The following is an 18,265-nucleotide window of genomic DNA, read 5'->3' as shown; positions in this document are numbered from 1 at the left end:
TAAAATCCCTCTCCTTTAATAATTTTTGCCATGTTGACTATAGGTTTGTCCTAATAAAACATATGCAAGCAGGAGAGGGAAAATGACTGGGCTGGGACATGGGGTCAGAGCATCTGTCCCACTGGGACAAATGCTCTGACCCCATGTCCCGCTTTTAACCATCTAATTTTTCTTTTAATATGACTGCTTGGTTTTCTTTTTCATTTTTTGCTGCGAAGAGGAGAGTGACTTGGTTGGCATCAGCTGCTATTTTCTTTAATTCATCAAGCGCTTCTTTTTGTTCGCCGGATTTTAATTCTTTTAAGTACTTTTCTTTAAATTGTTTAAAGCTCAGTTCATCATGATGAAATGATTTCCGTAATTCATCTGTCGGAGCAATTTCTTTAAGCCAGTGATCGAGTTTCGCTTTTTCCTTCGATACCCCTCTTGGCCAGAGACGGTCAACGAGAATGCGTACTCCGTCTGCTTTTGAGGATTCATCATAAATTCGTTTCAGTTTAATCTTCAAGAAAATCCTTCCCTTCTAATACCTAATGTACCCAGGTATGCAAGAAAGAAATCTTCTTACCTGTTTTAAATTGAAAAAATTCCCAAACTCTAGGCAGGTCTGTTAAAAAAATATTATTTAATTGTAGTACCCGGAGCATAATATAAATGGAAAAAGCCTACAAAATTCACAATAAAGTTGAGGGAAGAGACGATGGTTAATGCAGGATTAATCCTTGAAGGTGGCGGTATGCGCGGATTATATACGGCAGGAGTTCTTGAATATTTTATGGAGCGGGATTTATACCCACCCTATGTCATCGGTGTTTCGGCGGGAGCTTGTATGGCCGCATCTTATCTTTCAAGGCAAAAAGGTCGAAACAAAAAAGTGAATCTCGGTTTTATTGAGGATAAACGTTACCTTTCCTTTAGAAATTTTATCAAGAAACGGGAACTTTTTGGGATGGATTTTATTTTTGATGAAATTCCAAATAAATTAGTTCCATTTGATATGGATACGTTTAAGCAGAATACAGAGGAATTCGTCATTGTAACCACCGATTGTGACACAGGGGAGCCGGTCTATTTTAATAAAACGGACCAGGGGACAGATCTCGTGAAATTACTCCGTGCCTCAAGTTCTTTGCCATTTGTAGCGTCTAGTGTGGAATATAAAAGCCGGCATTTATTAGACGGCGGGATTAGTGATCCCATTCCGATAAAAAAATCAGAGCAAGATGGCTTTGAAAAGAATGTAATTATCCTTACAAAGCCAGAGGGTTATTTCAAACGGCCAAGAAAAATGTACTCTATTATTAAGTATAAGCAGTATCCGAAAATAAATGATTTATTAAGGGAACGGTATAAGCATTATAATGAGACACTTGAATATGTCGCTAAACAGGAACAGCTAGGAAATGCGTTTGTGATGCGACCAAGTGTGGAATTGCCGGTAGGGAGGGCGGAACGGAAGAAGGAACGAGTGGAAGAGCTTTATGAGTTAGGTTGGAACGATGCTAAAGAGCAATTTGAGGCACTGCAGCGCTTTCTTAGCAATTGAAAACACTCTTTGTATGTTTTTCCGAAGAGAGGGAAAACGTAATAAAAAGGAGTGATACAATGAAGCAGCGGCGCTTAAGCATTGAAGAATTTAATGAATTATTACAGAAATGGAATGATCAACAGATAAAGATTGTGAAGCAGGAAATGGATGATATAGATGAAATACTTCTTGTTTTAAGAGGAGTTTCTTTCACGAAGGGACAGAATATTGATGATTATATATCCCATTACGCCTTGCAATTAAACGGAAGTGGTCTCATCGAAACAACGATGAACAATTATGAATCCTTGCCAGCTGAAACATTTGAAATCCCTCTTGAAGAGGAAGCAACGTACGAATTTGATGGGGCTCGCTTTACGATCAGCACCTCCCGCGGAGTTTATACGATAGAACAGAATCAATTCGTTTAGGAGAAAATAAGTAGTTTAGCATTTTTTATTGAAAAAGATGCTAAACTACTTTATTTTTTGGAATGAATTCTTATTCGAACGGAATCGCAAAGCTTCTTTTGTTAGGATGTTTAGCAACGAGCAGATGGCATTTTCTTGCATTATCTTTTGTATACCAATGATCTTTTAAATATCTTTCCAACTCGTCCACTGTTTTAACCTTTTCGTCTTTTAATTCACTTAGAAGCATTTTAATATGCTCTTCATTCAACAGAAAGCCATTAATTTCTATCTTCATCATGGATAACTCCTTTTTCATTCAAATCTCTATGTCCGCATTATACCAAAAGAGAACGGAATACGATAATTTCTATCTGAAATAACTAGTAAAAAGAAGGACACACTAAGATTGAATTAGTGTAAAGGAGGTTTATACCATGTCAGAGGAAAATAAGAATAGAAATAAGGATAAAGGAAAACAGAGGAACGTGAGAAAATATGATACGAAGCCGAAGCGCGATGTGGAGATAGCTGAGGATACAGAGTTCCTAAATCTTGATCAGAAGAGAAATAAAAGAAAACGGGATGATTAATTTTAGTGCTTGGGAATGGGTGCCGGTGACTGCTTTTGCCAAAAAGGCACCCTTAATTTATCACGTATTAACGGTCTGTAATCCCCCCTCTTCTAAACATGAGGGGAGCCCAATATGTGAAGGGGGGAACAGTCGGTAAATCCCTGATTCTGTTCAACTAACATTCAGTGGGGAAGGTAAGGATACCCCACTGAATGAGTTTCACTTTATTTTATAGGGAAGGGATATAAGATTTATCTTCCACGTATGTTTTATCCAAATTGTTGTTTGCAAAGAATATATTATAAAGATGATTTTCTATTGTGGGACAGTTGCTCTGACCCCCGTGTCCCAGCAAAAATATGGGACAAATGCACTGACCCCATGTCCCGCACTTTTTCTTGCATTTTGATGGGGAATACGTTATATTTAAATTGTGATAGTTAGTGAAAATATTCACAAGTTAAAGTGTGAGAGGGATTTCAATTAAGTGATGGTTAAGGGAATTTACTCTTACCCTTTATTGTTCGAATGGGAGTGGGGTCTTCGGTAATTGCTATGTTTACGATAGATAAGCGTAGGGTAATTATCTTAAGAAATAAAGTATCCTGCTATCATTAATTTTCTAAAAAAATATCTTATTCGAACTGTTGTAGTGTATAAAATATGAGAAGGGAGCAATAACATGATGAATCTAATCGGAATAGTTGGAACGAACTCAGACCAATCCACGAATCGTCAATTACTAGAATTTATGCAAAAACATTTTGCTGAAAAAGCGAACATTGAACTTTATGAAATTAAAAATTTGCCTGCATTTAATAAACCTAAAGACACCACAGCACCACCTGAAGTGCAGGATCTTTCGGATAAAATTAAGGAAGCGGATGGGGTTATCATCAGCACACCAGAGTATAATCACTCTGTCCCAGCTATTTTAAAAAGCACATTGGAATGGTTATCTTATACGACTCAACCACTTATTGATAAACCGGTCATGATTACTGGAGCATCATACGGTCGCCTAGGTTCTTCCCGTGCCCAGTCACACTTGAGACAAATTCTTGATGCACCGGAATTGAAAGCACGTATTATGCCAAGTTCTGAGTTTCTGGTTGGCCTATCTTTACAAGCTTTTGATGAGGATGGCAAGCTTGCTGATCCAAACAAAGTACAGGAACTAGAAGAAATCTTTAATGAATTTATCCAATTTGTAGATATTACAAAGCAATTAGTTAAAGCGAATCCTAATAAAAACAAATCCAAAAGTTTTTCTTGGGAGAAGAATTAATCCAGGGAGGTATATAGATGAAAATCGTTGGAATCGTCGGATCAAATGCTGAATTTTCATATAACCGTTTATTATTAAATTTTATCGCTAAAAATTTTAAAAACCTAGTTGATGTTGAAGTGCTCGATATTGATGAAGTTCCGATGTTTAATCAATCGGATGATCAAACGAACAGTGAACCAATTCAATATTTAAATAAAAAGATAGTTGAGGCAGACGGAGTTATTATTGCGACACCAGAGTATAATCATTCGATACCTTCTGCATTACAAAGTGTTCTTGAATGGTTATCCTTTAAAATACATCCCCTTGATGGAAAACCAGTCATGATTGTAGGAGCTTCCTATGACGTCCAAGGGTCTTCCCGCTCCCAGCTTCATTTGCGCCAAATCCTTGACGCCCCGGGTGTGAATGCTGTCGTCATGCCAGGTAACGAATTCCTGCTTGGCGAGGTGCATCAAGCTTTTGATGAAGATGAGAATTTGAAAGATGCTAGCACCGTTCAATTCCTTGAGAGTTGTATTAAGAAATTTATTCGTTTCATTAATGTAGTAACGATTATCGACTCACCCGAGGGAATGAAAGATGTATCGAGTACAGAGGATTTATATGCTACAGGGAAAATCGATACAACAATTGAAGGCGTCGATATGGAAGCCGAAGATTGGGTCGAGCAGGCTGCTGAAGCGGTGGGAGCAGTTGAAGGTGATACGTACGTGAAATTGGACCGAGGAATTTTAACCGTTAATCAGTTGAATTACTTTCTAAAATCTATGCCGGCTGAATTAACGTACGCAGATAGCAATAACCAATTCCTGTATTATAACCGCATGTATGAAGCGGAAGACATGTTAGCATCCCGTACACCGGCACAGGTTGGTAATCCACTAGCTAAGTGTCACCCGGAAAGAACCTATAGCGGAGTTGCGTGGGTCATTCAGCAACTACGTAAAGGAAAAGAAGATGTCGTCCGAGCGCATGTGCCAACCCATGGACCAGATAAGTTCGTTGTGCACAGCTATCAGGCCATTCGGGATGAGGAGGGAAATTATCTTGGAATTAACGAATACGTCCAAGATATCAAACCGATTATTGACTGGTACTTGCAGCAAACCGGACAACAATTAACCGGTGGCGATGTTGATGCAGTCTCCGGAGCTACAGAAAAAGTAGATACGGTATCGGGAGCAACCGCTCAAGATTAATAATTAAGGGAAACACAGGGGAAAGAGGTCTCTATGGCCTCTTTTTTCGAATTTTCACGTGGAAGGATGAGGTTTGCCGAATGAAAACTCGTGAAATACATATGATGGGTACGATTATTCAATTATCGGTTCAGCATAAATACGCGGATTTTGTCTTAGATGAATTGATTATTCGCCTTGAGGAATTTAATAAACGCTTCAGTGCCCATGACCCGGACTCAGAATTGATGCAGATTAATAAAAACGCTGGAATCATGCCAGTGAATGTCCACCCTCAGTTATACGAACTGATTAAAATTGGAAAATTACATAGCACGCCTGCAGACAGTTCTTTAAATATTGCAATTGGTCCGCTTGTTGAAGCATGGCGCATTGGTTTTGGCGGTACAGAAGTTCCAGCAGATAAAGAGATTCAAGCTTTACTTCCTAAAACGGATCCGATGAATATTATTCTTAATGATGCGGAACATACCGTGTTTTTAAAAGAACCCGGAATGTTCATTGATTTGGGTGCGCTAGCAAAAGGCTTTATAGCGGATCTATTGATAAATGATATTGAAACGCTGGAAGTGACAGCGGCCATCATTAATCTGGGCGGGAATGTCCTCACCTATGGAAAATCACCAAATCAGCCAGATGGATTCTTTCGCATTGGAATTCAGCATCCATTCGAGGCGCGTGGAAATCATATCGCGATTGTTAAAGCATTCAATCAATCCGTCGTTACTTCTGGCATCTACGAAAGAAAATTAACCTTGAATAATAAGACTTACCACCATATTTTAGATCGGCACACAGGTTATCCGATTGAAACTGAAATTGCTGGCTTGACTGTTGTATCCAAACGTTCAGTCGATGGTGAAATTTGGACAAGCCGTTTATTCGGGAAGTCGGCTGAGGCAACAATTGCTGCTTTAGAAGCAGTAGAAGATGTCACGGGAATAGTCATTACAAAAAACGGAGAGCTTCATTATTCCGAATCGCTCCAGCCATATTTGGTTATTTAGATGTTCCAAGAATAAATGTATCCCTTCCGTCAAAAGCTATCCCTATAAGGAAGGAGGACACAATCATGACATCAAGACCAAAAGGACCGAAACAAAATAAAAATCCAGATCTGCCGCAAAGTCCAGTTCAGCCTTATGGGGAACCTTTATCCGGCTCGAAAAAGACAAAAAAAGCGAATCATTCCAGACAAAATTATAATCCGCATCATGGATTATAATAGATGACGATCAGTTCGAGAGAGAATGTATTTAATCACTTGAGTGAAATTATTTAGTGTGCTTTGGTTGATTAGAGTGCTTCTTACTTCTGAATAGAGATTATTTAGTTTACTTCAAATTGATTAGAGTACTTCTAAACACTCGAGCAGAAATTATTCACCTTGCTTTGTTAGAATAGAGCGCTTCTCATCGCTTGAGCAGAAAATTATTTCCTTGCTCCGTTTGAATAGAGCACTTCTAATCGTTCGGGCGTAAATTTTTTGCTTTATTTTAGTTGAATAGGGTACTTCTAATCGCTTGAGCGTAAATAATTTACCTTACTTCGGTTGATTAAAGTGCTTCTAACCAGAAAGATCTTACTCAATTCAGCCGTTTAAATGCTTTTATCATCAAAGAAATAGACAAGGGGAGGGGTTTATGTTGCAAGTTAGAATAGAAATAACTTACCGGACGAAAAATGGGGCTGAAGCGGAGTTTAGTTCTGATTATATGGAGGCAGAACCCGCCCTTGTCATCGCTCGCGATCTCGAGAAAACGGGGAGAATGAAACAATTAACAATTATTGATACGTACGATGTAAGTTGGACGTTAAAACAGTTAACGAAATTTATGGAAAAGGTTAAAACAGAACCCCATGATATCGTCGTTTATTTTGATGGCGGATTTGACCAGAATACACAGAAAGCCGGATTAGGTTGCGCAATTTACTATAAACAGGATGAAACATCATATCGAATTAGAAGAAATGCTTTAGTAGAAGGTTTAATCAGCAATAATGAAGCCGAATATGCAGCACTTCATCTCGGACTGAAGGAATTAGAACTGTTAGGCGTCCATCATTTACCAATTACGTTCGTGGGAGACTCCCTTGTCGTTATTAATCAACTTAATGATGAGTGGCCGTGTTATGAAGCCGAATTATCAAAGTGGATGGACCGGATTGAAGCAAAAACGGAGCAACTCGGAATTGCGCCAACCTATGAAAGTGTTTCACGTAAAAAGAACCGCGAGGCAGATCAATTGGCGACACAAGCTTTACAAGGAGTTGAAATTACGAGTCACTCGGAGCAGTAAATAAAAAAAGGGATCATGCATCCCTTTTTCTTTACGTCCATCTATTTGCCTTTTAAAAAGCGCCCGAACCTCCGCCGCCACCGCCAACTCCAGTACCTGAACTTGATGAAGAATTTACTGACTGGGCTACAGTCCTTGTCGCCGAACTAAAACTTGTATTCGCGGTAGATGAAAGTGTCAGTAACGCTAATAAGTTGGCAGTTGAATCAGGTTGTCCGACGGCATTACTTTCAATAAAGTATTTATTTTTCTCCTGAAGTTTCTTATCCTTCAGTCCAGCGGAGAAAATGAGCGCGCGTTCTTTATCATCTTTAGGTAACGTGTACCAGCTACTTGATTGTAGATCATTAAAGTCTTCTTTAAATTGTTGCCATTGCAAGCTAATAAGTTGCCCCTTGACAGTCCGCGTTTGGAACACAAGGACAAACAAGAGAAGGCCGCCTAGAACAATGAGATTAAAAACAAGCCACATATATAATTCATGGACACCGAATAATATGATGAGTGAAAGTAATAAAAGACTGATTAGCCCCGTAATCCAGCGGGGTTTTATATGCTTATTGAGCAGTCGATGTGACTTTATTTCTTCCTTTAATAATTGCTTATACTCTACTAGAGCCTTATAAAACGTCTCCTGATTTGTCGTCTTCTTCGTATATTTTTCCAGCTGGTCAAAGGAAAATATGCGATTTTCCCCAATCTTTTTAAACAAGAGATCCATAATCAATGTTTCGTGCTCAAGATCCGTATTCTCATGAACAAGATAAAAAGTATCATTTTCCCTCTGCTCAATATTCCCTTTCCTTACTAAATCCATCATTGCCGCCGTCAGCATATCCCCATGCTCTGCTACCTGATTACGGAAATAAAGAATCGTTGCGGGCATACTCATCATTTCCTTTGGAACTAAGGAAACCTTATGATATAGGTGCTCGGCTTCACGCTTCGCCATTTCTTCCTTTCTTCCGCCATAAACTAAGAGGAGGAGTAAATATAAGCCAAATACTGTTGTTACATAAGGTGCAAGATTTCTAAGTGTTTCTTGACGAGCGAGAAAAGCTGCTTCCTTATCGGCTAGTTTTTGTTCTTCACGAATTATTTCATCCCGAATGGTTCCATCGTGCATCGGTGCGGCAGAAAATAAAGCGTTATCGTATGCTACACGTATATCCCCATTCTTCCCGCTATCCACAAGGCCCATCTTGAAGACAACTGTCCCATCACTATCGATGTTTTCTGTTTTATAAGCTTCATCCAATCCATATGCTATAACATTTGTCGTCATCTTAGGTGGATGAATCGTAACGGTGAAATTCTCATAATCGCTCTCATTGCTTGTATCAAAAAATGGCCAGTAAAATTGTGCCATATCTTCATAAACTTCGACACCATCCTGGATCAAATAAGAAAGTTCAATCGTAACCGTCTCATTTTTCCCGCTTCTAAATACCTTGTACGTGTCATCGTCTCGTTCAACTTCTAAGCTAGTCCCATTTTCACTAGCGGCAAAATCCGTAATGGAAGTACCTTTTTTCGGAATAAGGCTACGGGTGATTCCATTGAACTTCCCATCAAATTCATACGTATGGAATTCTGTCACTTTGACATTTCCATCCTCCAACAGGTAAGCATCAATATCTGTTTCATTAATTGTAAAGTCGACCGCTAGTGCATGGAGCGGGAACAGTGAAACCCCAACTAATATTGCCAGAAAAAGAGTAACTAACCTTTTCATGTAAACCCCTCACTTTCTTAAAAGTAATACGAAAGAACAACCGAAAAAGATTCACTGGGACGTGGGGTCAGAGCATCTGTCCCATTTTTTTGCCTTCATAATACGTAATACGAATAGAGTACATTTATTAATAAAAGCTTAATATCTCCGGCATATTGGACGATATGAAATAAGGAGGACTATTTATTTCTGCTACAATCCAAAATGAAGATAGGAGTGCTTGAATGAAAAAGATTTCAGGGTTACTTAACTTTAAAAAACTTAAAACAAAGGTGTTATTTGGTTTTTCTATTATTATGTTATTAGTTGTCCTTTTAAGTGGATTCACTATTTACTCGATTAATTCCGTAAATAACGATTTGGATATCGTGTTGGATAGGGAAATAGAATTAATGATTGCTGATGAAGGATTGGCAAAAAACATGCTGGACCGAACAAGGTTGATTCAGGGTTATATTTTGTTCGGTAATGAAGCATATAAAGAAGCGTTCGAAGCGGGACTAGAAGAGAGTATTGCATTAGAAAATCGGGCAGCAGAGCTAAGTAGTTCAGCGGAATTAGAATCATTACTTGAAAGAAAAATAGAGTGGGGTTACCTAACAGATGAGATAATTGAGGCTTATGAAAAAGGAAATGTAGATGAGGCAGGAGTTATTTTAGAAACATCACTTGAACCGCTTGGGGGAGAACTAATCGATGGGTTTGGAAATCTGGCAGAGGCTACAGAACAAAGAATTCAAGTGATTGGTGAAGAGATCCAACAAAATGTAAATACACTTATGACTTTTGGTGTTGTTATTTCTTTGGCGGTGATTGTTCTAGGGATTACAATCGCAATGTTTACTGCGCAGATGATTACAAATCCAATTCAAACCGTAATGAAACGAATGAAATTAATAGCTTCTGGTCATTTGAATAATGAGCGGTTAACCGTAGATATGCGAGACGAAATTGGGCAATTGGTGTCGGCAGCAAATGATATGAATGATAATATGCGGGATATTATGGTGAAAATTAAGGACGTCTCCCATACGGTTTCAGCACATAGTGAAGAACTCACGCAATCTGCTTATGAGGTGCGTTCAGGTACGGAGCAAATCACTAGTACAATGGAAGAATTGGCGTCAGGAGCGGAAACACAAGCCTATCAATCCGGTGATTTGTCCAATATGATGTCTATTTTTACAGGGCAGATTGAAGAAGTAAATCGTAACGCAGCACATGTGCAAGAAGAATCGAATCAAGTGTTAGAAATGACGAATGAAGGATCCGTGTTAATGGATTCATCAACGAATCAGATGAAGAGTATTGATGCAATGGTACAAGCGACAGTGAAAAAAGTGGAAGGATTAGATGAACAAACGCAAGAAATTTCTAAGTTGGTCACAGTTATACAAGATATTGCCGCTCAGACGAATTTATTAGCGTTAAATGCTGCAATTGAGGCGGCAAGAGCTGGTGAAAATGGACGTGGATTTGCAGTAGTCGCTGATGAAGTCGGCAAGCTTGCTGCACAGGTTGGTAGTTCGGTAACAGATATATCAGGGATTGTCCATAATATACAAACTGAATTTAGTGAAGTGACAACTGAATTAAGTCAAGGTTATGAAGAAGTGAAGGAAGGAACCATTCAAATTCAAAATACGGGAGAGAAATTTACAAGTATTCGTGAATCTGTAACGGATATGGTTGGCAATATGCAGAAGATCTCAGATAACGTTTCGGAATTTGCAGCGAGCAGCCAGAAAATGAATTCCTCTATACAAGAAATTGCAGCTGTCTCTGAAGAATCTGCCGCAGGAATTGAGCAAACATCTGCATCATCAGAACAAACAAGCAGCTCCATGGAGGAAGTTGCCAAGAGTGCAACAGAACTAGCCCGATTAGCAGAGAACCTAAATGAATTAGTAAAACAATTCCAAGTTTAACGCGATTGGGACACGGGGTCAGAGCAAATGTCCCACTTTTGTTCTGCGTAACGAATATCATAATCTACACTACATTTTAATCAAGATAACACTAAAAATAGGTTGTCCCTTTAGTAGACAACCCATTTTTATGTTATTTATCCAATTCAATCGTTTCGTTCACATGTGTCGATTCAGCATTTTTCCCTGTCATGCGTTTATAGAGAAAAGCGATTCTTTTCGTGAAGTTCCCGGTTTCCCAATATTCAGCTGCTTCAGCTTTTACCTTTATCAAGACAATGTCAGGGTTATCATAAGAGGTTTGCAAAACTTTCTCGTATGCTTTACTCCACAATTCCTTTTTCTTGTCTAAATCCTCAACAATCTCAGCTCTCCCTCGCACCGAGACATAAGATTTGCCTGCATATGCAACATTCACTTCTTGATCATGTAAAATTTCCTTATATTTATCCGTTTCTTTTTTAGTGAAGAACCATAAGTCCCCATCAAACTCTACTTCTTGTGTTTTCATAGGGCGTGAAATAAGTCCTTCTTCGGTTAATGTCGTCAACATCGCTGTATCTACGCCCTTGATTAGTTCTCTTAATGTCTCCATTTCTTCTTGTTTAATCAAATTAGAAATTGCTCTCACCTCATTTCTGCTTATATCTTATATATTTCCCTTAGATCATTCAGATATGCAATGGCTAACATCAATATAAAAAGACTGTCCGCATTACCGCAAACAATCTTAGTCCTTCATTTCTCCTCTAGTTCATATACAAGTTCATTACATCCGTATTGTCTAATTGATCCCATTTAATTTGGTTCAGTAATAGTTGGTAGCCGTGACCCAAATAGTGTTCTACTTCAAATTCCAATACAGCTTTCTCCGTTAAACTATACTGTTGCAAAACGCCATTTACTGTATAGTCATCTATAATTTGTGCGTAATAGATTTCAGCATAAGGGCGCAAATTTGGTGCTTTTTCCAAAATCACTTCTTGGTCCAACAAAGCATGGGAAACATGTCTGATAATATTCTTTTCATGTATGAGTAAAGCTCCGATTGGATGTGGGAACTGATTAACGATTGTTTCTGGTAAAGATTGTAAGGCATTTACAGCTGCTGGGTCACCTTGTTTGTAGTTTTCCAGGAAAGTATGTAAGGAAAGATGCACCGCAGCTAGATTAAAATTCACGGCTAAGTCATGTTGTTTTTTTAAATAAAAGGCTTGTGCTATTGATTGCAATAAATTAACAGATATTCCTTTTTCATTAATAATCTGTTGATAATAATCAATCGCCAAGTCAAATTTTCTTTCACGTTGTGCCTGTACTGCTAATTCAAAAGTACTCATTATATCAGCTCCATAAAAAAATAAATTAAAATGCATCCTTTCCATTTTAATTAGTAATGTTCTATATGTCCATCTAAAGTTCTTCAGGGATTGAGTCAAGTACTTGTAGGAGTTTTTTAAGTCCCTTATTTTATAGTATTATCCTTCAGCTCTATGTTGGCGTTATCAAGCCTACATCCCTTTAATACTTTATGTTTATAGGGGTATATTTCCCATTACACTCTTTTTTAATCAATCGGATATAGTCGAGGCTCGATTGATTGAAGAAGTCAATAGAAAACTAGAAGACTGTCTGTTTTTCGCAGACAGTCTTCTATCATACAATGTAGGGGAATATTTTTCTTCAAAAAACCGAATCATTATTATTCCACTGAATCGGATTCCTCATCAGTACCAAGTCCAGGATCCTCGGTTTCCGAATCCTCATCTGGCTCAGTGTTTGAATCCTCAGCATCGTCTAGGTCTGATCCAGGTTCTGAACCGGAAGCAGGTTCCTCTTCATCCGTTTCCGTATCCAGTCCCGGGTCTGTTTCTCCCGTATCTGGGGTCGTCTCCGTTTCAGGTGGATTCTCCATGATTTCATCTTGATCTTCCGTTTCTCCTGAACAAGCAGCTAATGTCGCCGCGATTCCAATTGAAAGTACACCTGCAAGAACTTTTTTGATTTTCATAATTGGACCTCCTCATAATTTTTATCTCCCTTATAGAATAACGGAAAAATGTAACAAAACTGTGGAATACAGTTAACAAACAGTTATCACTATTATGTCAAAAATAGATAATGCTGGTAGATAACAAACACTGGTATACCATGCTTTTCTAAAAAAATCAGCAACATTAGTTAATAATTCATTCATCTTCTTGTAAAAAAGGGGAAGGATAACAAATATTTGGAGGGGGAGAAATAAGAAATAATGCTGTTTCCAGTTGGATTAATTTTGTAATTCGTAAGCACAAGGTACTCTAATTCGTATTTTATTGATTTTTATTTAATCTTTACCGTATTTCTCCATACGCATGTCCCGGTCATAAGCTGTTATTGCTGCAACTAGCGAAAAGGGAGAGCTTTCCTCTTAAGCAGAATCCACGACGATACTCATTTCGATAAATATGTATGTAAAAAGGATTTGTTTTAAAAACAAATCCTTTAGGAGTGAGAAAGGTTAAATGGAAGGGCGGTTTGGACCATTAAGTTTTTTGTCACCTTTAATAGCAGTAGATTTTTCTCTCTGCTGCTGACGTTCTTGCTTCTGTATTTCTTTGCTTTTGTCCATGATAAAAACCTCCTTTACATATAGTGTGTCTAATTTTATGGAAATGATTTATATTTTCGCTAGCAGAGCAGATTACTGTATCATAAAGTGAAATTTCATTCAGCGGGGGTTTCCTTCCCCGCAGAATGTTAGTTGAACAAAATAAGGAATTTACAGACCGTTAATGCGTGATAAAAACTTATTCCGATAATTACTCAACGCTAACAAAGGAAAAATATATCGATAGCTATGGTAATGAATGTAAAATCCTCCTGCCATTCCTTGTCCTTTTGGATAGGCCGCTGTCCAATCTTTTTTGTCAGAATGATCCAGTAAAAATTTTACCCCTGCCTGAATTTCAGGTGTCACGTTGTCTGATGCGGCAATGAGCGCATCCAATGCCCAGGCCGTATCGGTTAATGTGCTGACTGTAAGCGGGATATAAGTTTGGTGGATATCGCTATAACAAGATTCTCCCCATCCACCATCTTCATTTTGAATATTTTTGAGCCATTTTAGCGCCTTTTGAATGGAAGAATGTTCGGAACGGACACCAGTCGAGATCAAACCGGTAATGGCAGCCCATGTTCCGTATATATAACAGATTCCCCATCTGCCATACCAGGATCCATCTTTTTCTTGATCACGTTTCAGCCAGTTTACTCCATTTTTTATTGCGGGGTGCTCGATCGGCAAGTTTGTGAAATTACCTAAATACTCCATCGTTCTTCCGGTTAAGTCGGCGGTAGAAGGGTCCGCAAATAAGTATTTAGCCCCTTCGATGGGAATATAGCTAACGATTTTTTTATCCACATTTTTTTCAAATGCAGCCCAGCCACCATCATGATTCTGCATGGAAAAAATCCACTTGTTCCCCCTATCCCAAGCTTGTCGATACACGGGGTCGTTACGTGCCAAGCGGCTAATAGACCGTAAGGAGGCAGTTGTATCGTCTATATCTGGATGCATCGTATTCTTTTCAGCAAACCCCCATCCACCCGGGTTACTGAAAGGATTATGGATTACCCAGTCACCGTAACGGTCATGCTGGCGTGAAAGTAAATAGTTGTTTGCTTGCTGAATCATGGAATCATCCCACGGGACACCAGCACGTTGCAGGGCATAACTGATTAAAGATGTATTCCAGACGTTTGCTGTTGTATATTGCATATGTGTATGGCCATCAATTTTGCAAGCCATCCCTTTTAATCCTTCTACTGCTTTTGTGATTACGGGATGATCTTTAGGATATCCAAGAGCTAATAGGGAAAATATCATCAGAAAGGTGGAACTAAAGAAATTATATAAAGTTCCGTCAGCCTCAATTCTGTCCAGTATATATTTTTTCGCTTGTTGCAGGGCGATTGAATGAATGGAAGCGGGGAGTCCAATGATATTTTTGATTCCTTGGTGAATAAATGAAGAGAAGGAACGCCAATCTTCTGAGCGATAAAGGAAGAACTCGTTGTTTTCTTTACTTTCTCTTGAAAGAAATAAATGGGAAAGGTCGGGGCTCCGTTGTGTTTTCAACGAGAATTTTTGATCGGCTAGGATTAACATTGGAGCAAGGTTTGTTCTTCCATAAACGGAAAAATCATAGAAGTTAATCGGGAAGGATAATGGTAAAAGAATAAATTCGATTGGAATCGGAAAAAACGCAGGCCATTTATATTGGCCGGTTAAGGAGAGCATGAATTTGGCCATCATATGACTTTTTTCAATTCCGCCCCATTCGAGAATCCTTCTTCTTGCAGCAATTAGTTCCTTATCTGTCTGATCACGGTAACCGGAATACAATAGTGCATAATAGGCTTCAACGGTAGCAGTCAGATTGCCGTCGATCTCATCATAAAAGAGTTTCCAGGCCCCGTTTTTCTCCTGCCTGCTGAGTATCCGCTCGACTAAAGCTTGAATGAGTTCTTCATCATTCATTTCTAGGGTGCGCAGTAAAATAATCATATAGGCATCCGTAGAGACACCTGTCTCAAAGGGATAATCCCAGGATCCATCAGAGGATTGATCTTTTCTTAATGCGGTGATCATGCGATTGATCCTGTCCGTTACTTTACTTTTCACCGTTTCACCTCCAAACAACAATATCATTTTATTCGAGCGCCATGATAAACATACCAAAAACCTAAGGAACAATTCACTTCTTATTAACTAATCATCATTTATTCCAATCCATTTCCATAACATGATTAGTAAAGAGGTGATGCTCCATCATTCCGTGTTTAAAAAAGAAAATAGCGAGCCAAACGATTCCTGCCGAACTAATCGCGATAAAAAAGGAATTAATGAAGAAGCGGCGGCCGAAGATCCAGGAAAATCAATTAAGTGAAGGGGAACATCATTTAATCGAATACATTCGTCATGAAACGAAAAAAAGAAATGTAAATAACGTGACAAGAACGAATGCTTACCTCGCTTATTATCAAAGGTTTCCTGAAATTCATTGGGCTTTCCTCGGGCATATGGTTTCGAGGAATGGTGGATGGAATATGACCGATTTGAAAGGAAGTCTCTTAACTAGGATTTTATCCTCCGAGGAGCAGAAGGAGTTTTTTAGCTTTTTAGAGCGGGGTAATTGGTTAATTTTTCAAGACATTTACCCGCAATTGATACTTTATGAAGAAAGTATAAAAAGAAACACGAATCTATTTCACCTTTTACCATGGTTTCATGTCTCTTTTTTCATGAGCGTGATCTGGAATTACTTTTATCGAAAAAGAGATCGTTACCTGCTGACGATAGCACTTATTATTAATGAACAAAGCTACCTGGAGAAAAGAGTCATTCAGAATCCGTATTATCAATCCACCGTACTGGAAACACTTCAATTCAAGCTGCAAGAATTCCTTGATTTAAATCAAATTATATTTCCCTTCATTGATAGCAAGGAGACTAAAATTATCGGTCAAACGATTCATAAATTTGCCTCTTTACATGAACGGATATTATTGGGAAAACGCTTGTATCAATTACTTTTTGATCCGAAACATTACGTATCGATTTATCAGTGGGCAAATGTTCAACCCCACACGGGTTCGAGAAAAGACTTTTGGCCACATTTATTTAATGATGTAGATGGATCTGTTCCCGGGAGTTCGTATCAGAAAAGAATAAAAGACTGCCAGATTCGGAAAAACGCCCCCAAATTATATAGCCCTATTTTAAAATATGCGTGGGAGGATATGGAACAGAAAGAAGCGGAAAAGGGAGACTGGTACTCGGATTGGAACGTCATTGATTATTTAAAGAAGGACATGTCTAAAGAAAGTGGAGATATTTATCATGAGTATTGTAAAACACTGGAGAAAATCGAATTCTCCATCCTCGCAAAAGAGGCCATTTTACCGAAGAAATCTTAGATTGAAGTCTTATTTATCTACTGCTATTCTCGTCTCTTTAATTGGAACGTATTTAGATCTTTTGTTGGTGGGGGCAGGTCTCTATTTCTTTCCGAAGCGTCTGTTTTCAGAGATATTTACCATTAATATTTTATTTACGATTTGTATCCTGCCTTTATGTACCTTTATCATTATTTTCATTCTAAAGAGGATTCATCCATTACTTCGATATTTTTTCCTATTTATTTGCAGCTTGTTTGCCTACATAGCAGAGCAAACGGCAGAACAGTTTGGCTTATTTATTCATTCTCCTGACTGGAAACATGAATTTTCCCTGATTGGTTACTTTCTCTTCCTTATTGTTATTTGGAGATTTTATTGCTGGCTGGAGAAAGGGGAGAGGGAGGGGTATTCTAAAATGTAAGGTGAAGAGATGAATATATGGCTTTATTTGCAAGTGAAAATTAGGCTATTTTAATTGAAGTTGGCAATTTTATATGAGGAGAAAGGGAAGTGACGTGGAGAGCAATAGAGGAGGTAAAGGAGGGGCTGGATCTGAAATAATGCTGTCTCAATCGTTTCTGTTAACTATTGAGGAGACATCATAATATTTATTTACTGTTCAGTTCGTTCAGGTTTTCTTTTCAAATACTATTGTTTGGTTGCTTTCAATGAGATTAAGTAAAAAAGGAAAGAATTCAGTTTGGAATTCCTCAATGAGAAAATATTGATACAGTTGAAGGATTTAATAAAGAAATCGACTGAAGGTATAAAGAAAACCTTGCCCAGCATGGCGGGATACGTAAAGTTACCGCGTGCTGGGCAATAAGGAAGCTGACATTGTCACGGCCGGAAATAGTGTGGACGACTTTAAGCCGGTGAGGTTATACTTGCTCCATATTAATTGTGATAGTAATAATAAGATGTAAATAATCGGTAGTAAAAATTAATGTTGCTTTCGTGGTTTGTACATGTTATATTAATCATCCGCCACAAAAACTAGAATAAATCTAAATTAAAAAAATGGTTGACTAAAAGTTTGATAGTGTGGTATATTATTTCTTGTCGCTTTTAACAGAGTGGCAATGTCAAGGAAATAATGAAAAAGTTATTGACTTGATAGTTTTCGTTTGATACAATGTAAAAGTTGCCGCTTGAAGAAGTGGCGAGAACATTTGCTCTTTGAAAACTGAACAAAACAACCAGTATGAAAAAGAGGTAAGAAGAAACGTTGGATTTATCTAACGAGTGCTTTTTATCCCTTGAATCAATTTTTGAAGCTAAGAATAGATGACGGTGTCATCTATTACAAACACTTTTATGGAGAGTTTGATCTTGGCTCAGGACGAACGC

18 protein-coding genes are annotated in these 18,265 nt (G+C 38.3%); 11 read left to right on the top strand and 7 right to left on the bottom strand.

Going from position 1 to position 18,265, the window contains the following annotated elements:
- Positions 1 to 154 precede the first annotated feature (154 nt).
- Positions 155 to 508, bottom strand: coding sequence for a DUF488 domain-containing protein (locus GN217_RS12420; protein WP_156857000.1), 354 nt, complete (start codon positions 506 to 508; stop codon positions 155 to 157).
- Positions 509 to 700: 192 nt separating this feature from the next.
- Here GN217_RS12420 and GN217_RS12415 point away from each other — a divergent pair, with 192 nt between their 5' ends.
- Positions 701 to 1,546, top strand: a complete 846-nt coding sequence (locus tag GN217_RS12415; RefSeq protein ID WP_156856999.1) for a patatin-like phospholipase family protein — start codon at positions 701 to 703, stop codon at positions 1,544 to 1,546.
- A gap of 59 nt (positions 1,547 to 1,605) precedes the next feature.
- Positions 1,606 to 1,959, top strand: a complete 354-nt coding sequence (gene ymzB, locus GN217_RS12410) for a protein YmzB (protein ID WP_156856998.1) — start codon at positions 1,606 to 1,608, stop codon at positions 1,957 to 1,959.
- Positions 1,960 to 2,029: 70 nt separating this feature from the next.
- On the opposite strand, the gene GN217_RS12405 is transcribed toward ymzB, so the two are convergent.
- Positions 2,030 to 2,236, bottom strand: coding sequence for a hypothetical protein (locus tag GN217_RS12405; protein ID WP_188858573.1), 207 nt, complete (start codon positions 2,234 to 2,236; stop codon positions 2,030 to 2,032).
- A 139-nt stretch (positions 2,237 to 2,375) separates the two neighbouring features.
- Here GN217_RS12405 and GN217_RS18715 point away from each other — a divergent pair, with 139 nt between their 5' ends.
- The 6 genes from GN217_RS18715 (at position 2,376) to GN217_RS12380 (ending at position 7,306) form a co-directional block, all read left to right on the top strand.
- Positions 2,376 to 2,531: a hypothetical protein gene (locus GN217_RS18715; protein WP_188858574.1), complete on the top strand. Its 156-nt coding sequence runs from the start codon at positions 2,376 to 2,378 to the stop codon at positions 2,529 to 2,531.
- Between the two features lie 664 nt (positions 2,532 to 3,195).
- Positions 3,196 to 3,801: an NADPH-dependent FMN reductase gene (locus GN217_RS12400; protein WP_198042651.1), complete on the top strand. Its 606-nt coding sequence runs from the start codon at positions 3,196 to 3,198 to the stop codon at positions 3,799 to 3,801.
- Positions 3,802 to 3,818: 17 nt separating this feature from the next.
- Positions 3,819 to 5,006 (top strand): NAD(P)H-dependent oxidoreductase, encoded by a 1,188-nt coding sequence (locus tag GN217_RS12395; protein ID WP_156856996.1) that lies wholly within the window; start codon positions 3,819 to 3,821, stop codon positions 5,004 to 5,006.
- 80 nt (positions 5,007 to 5,086) lie between these two features.
- Positions 5,087 to 6,013 (top strand): FAD:protein FMN transferase, encoded by a 927-nt coding sequence (locus GN217_RS12390; RefSeq protein WP_156856995.1) that lies wholly within the window; start codon positions 5,087 to 5,089, stop codon positions 6,011 to 6,013.
- Between the two features lie 65 nt (positions 6,014 to 6,078).
- Entirely contained in the window at positions 6,079 to 6,231 is a 153-nt protein-coding gene (locus tag GN217_RS12385; protein ID WP_156856994.1) for a small acid-soluble spore protein P, read from the top strand.
- Positions 6,232 to 6,649: 418 nt separating this feature from the next.
- A complete protein-coding gene (locus tag GN217_RS12380) occupies positions 6,650 to 7,306 on the top strand; it encodes a reverse transcriptase-like protein (protein ID WP_370459776.1) in 657 nt (218 codons plus the stop codon).
- 52 nt (positions 7,307 to 7,358) lie between these two features.
- Here the strand turns inward: GN217_RS12380 and GN217_RS12375 are convergent, their stop codons facing one another.
- Entirely contained in the window at positions 7,359 to 9,041 is a 1,683-nt protein-coding gene (locus GN217_RS12375) for a DUF2207 domain-containing protein (protein ID WP_156856993.1), read from the bottom strand.
- 224 nt (positions 9,042 to 9,265) lie between these two features.
- Between GN217_RS12375 and GN217_RS12370 the strand changes: the two genes are divergently transcribed.
- A complete protein-coding gene (locus tag GN217_RS12370) occupies positions 9,266 to 10,969 on the top strand; it encodes a methyl-accepting chemotaxis protein (RefSeq protein ID WP_156856992.1) in 1,704 nt (567 codons plus the stop codon).
- Between the two features lie 133 nt (positions 10,970 to 11,102).
- Here GN217_RS12370 and GN217_RS12365 read toward each other — a convergent pair whose 3' ends face one another.
- From GN217_RS12365 to shc, 4 genes are all read right to left on the bottom strand, one after another.
- The gene (locus GN217_RS12365) at positions 11,103 to 11,591 is read right to left on the bottom strand and encodes a pyridoxamine 5'-phosphate oxidase family protein (protein ID WP_156857043.1); all 489 of its coding nucleotides are present in this window, start codon (positions 11,589 to 11,591) and stop codon (positions 11,103 to 11,105) included.
- 127 nt (positions 11,592 to 11,718) lie between these two features.
- Positions 11,719 to 12,309: a hypothetical protein gene (locus GN217_RS12360; RefSeq protein ID WP_156856991.1), complete on the bottom strand. Its 591-nt coding sequence runs from the start codon at positions 12,307 to 12,309 to the stop codon at positions 11,719 to 11,721.
- 362 nt (positions 12,310 to 12,671) lie between these two features.
- Positions 12,672 to 12,980, bottom strand: a complete 309-nt coding sequence (locus GN217_RS12355) for an EexN family lipoprotein (protein ID WP_156856990.1) — start codon at positions 12,978 to 12,980, stop codon at positions 12,672 to 12,674.
- 753 nt (positions 12,981 to 13,733) lie between these two features.
- On the bottom strand, positions 13,734 to 15,605 hold the full coding sequence (gene shc / locus GN217_RS12350; protein WP_232334433.1) for a squalene--hopene cyclase: 1,872 nt from the start codon (positions 15,603 to 15,605) through the stop codon (positions 13,734 to 13,736).
- A gap of 182 nt (positions 15,606 to 15,787) precedes the next feature.
- On the opposite strand from shc, the gene GN217_RS12345 reads away from it, so the two are divergent.
- On the top strand, positions 15,788 to 16,933 hold the full coding sequence (locus tag GN217_RS12345) for a DUF2515 domain-containing protein (RefSeq protein WP_232334432.1): 1,146 nt from the start codon (positions 15,788 to 15,790) through the stop codon (positions 16,931 to 16,933).
- Between the two features lies 1 nt (position 16,934).
- On the top strand, positions 16,935 to 17,336 hold the full coding sequence (locus GN217_RS12340; protein WP_156856987.1) for a CBO0543 family protein: 402 nt from the start codon (positions 16,935 to 16,937) through the stop codon (positions 17,334 to 17,336).
- Positions 17,337 to 18,265: the final 929 nt, after the last annotated feature.

Origin of the sequence: Oceanobacillus sp. AG, assembly GCF_009746545.1 — a bacterium.
Taxonomy (GTDB): Bacteria; Bacillota; Bacilli; order Bacillales; family Amphibacillaceae; genus Oceanobacillus; species Oceanobacillus indicireducens.
Note: the sequence above shows the minus strand (reverse complement) of the source record. Positions and strands in the feature narration are given on the sequence as shown.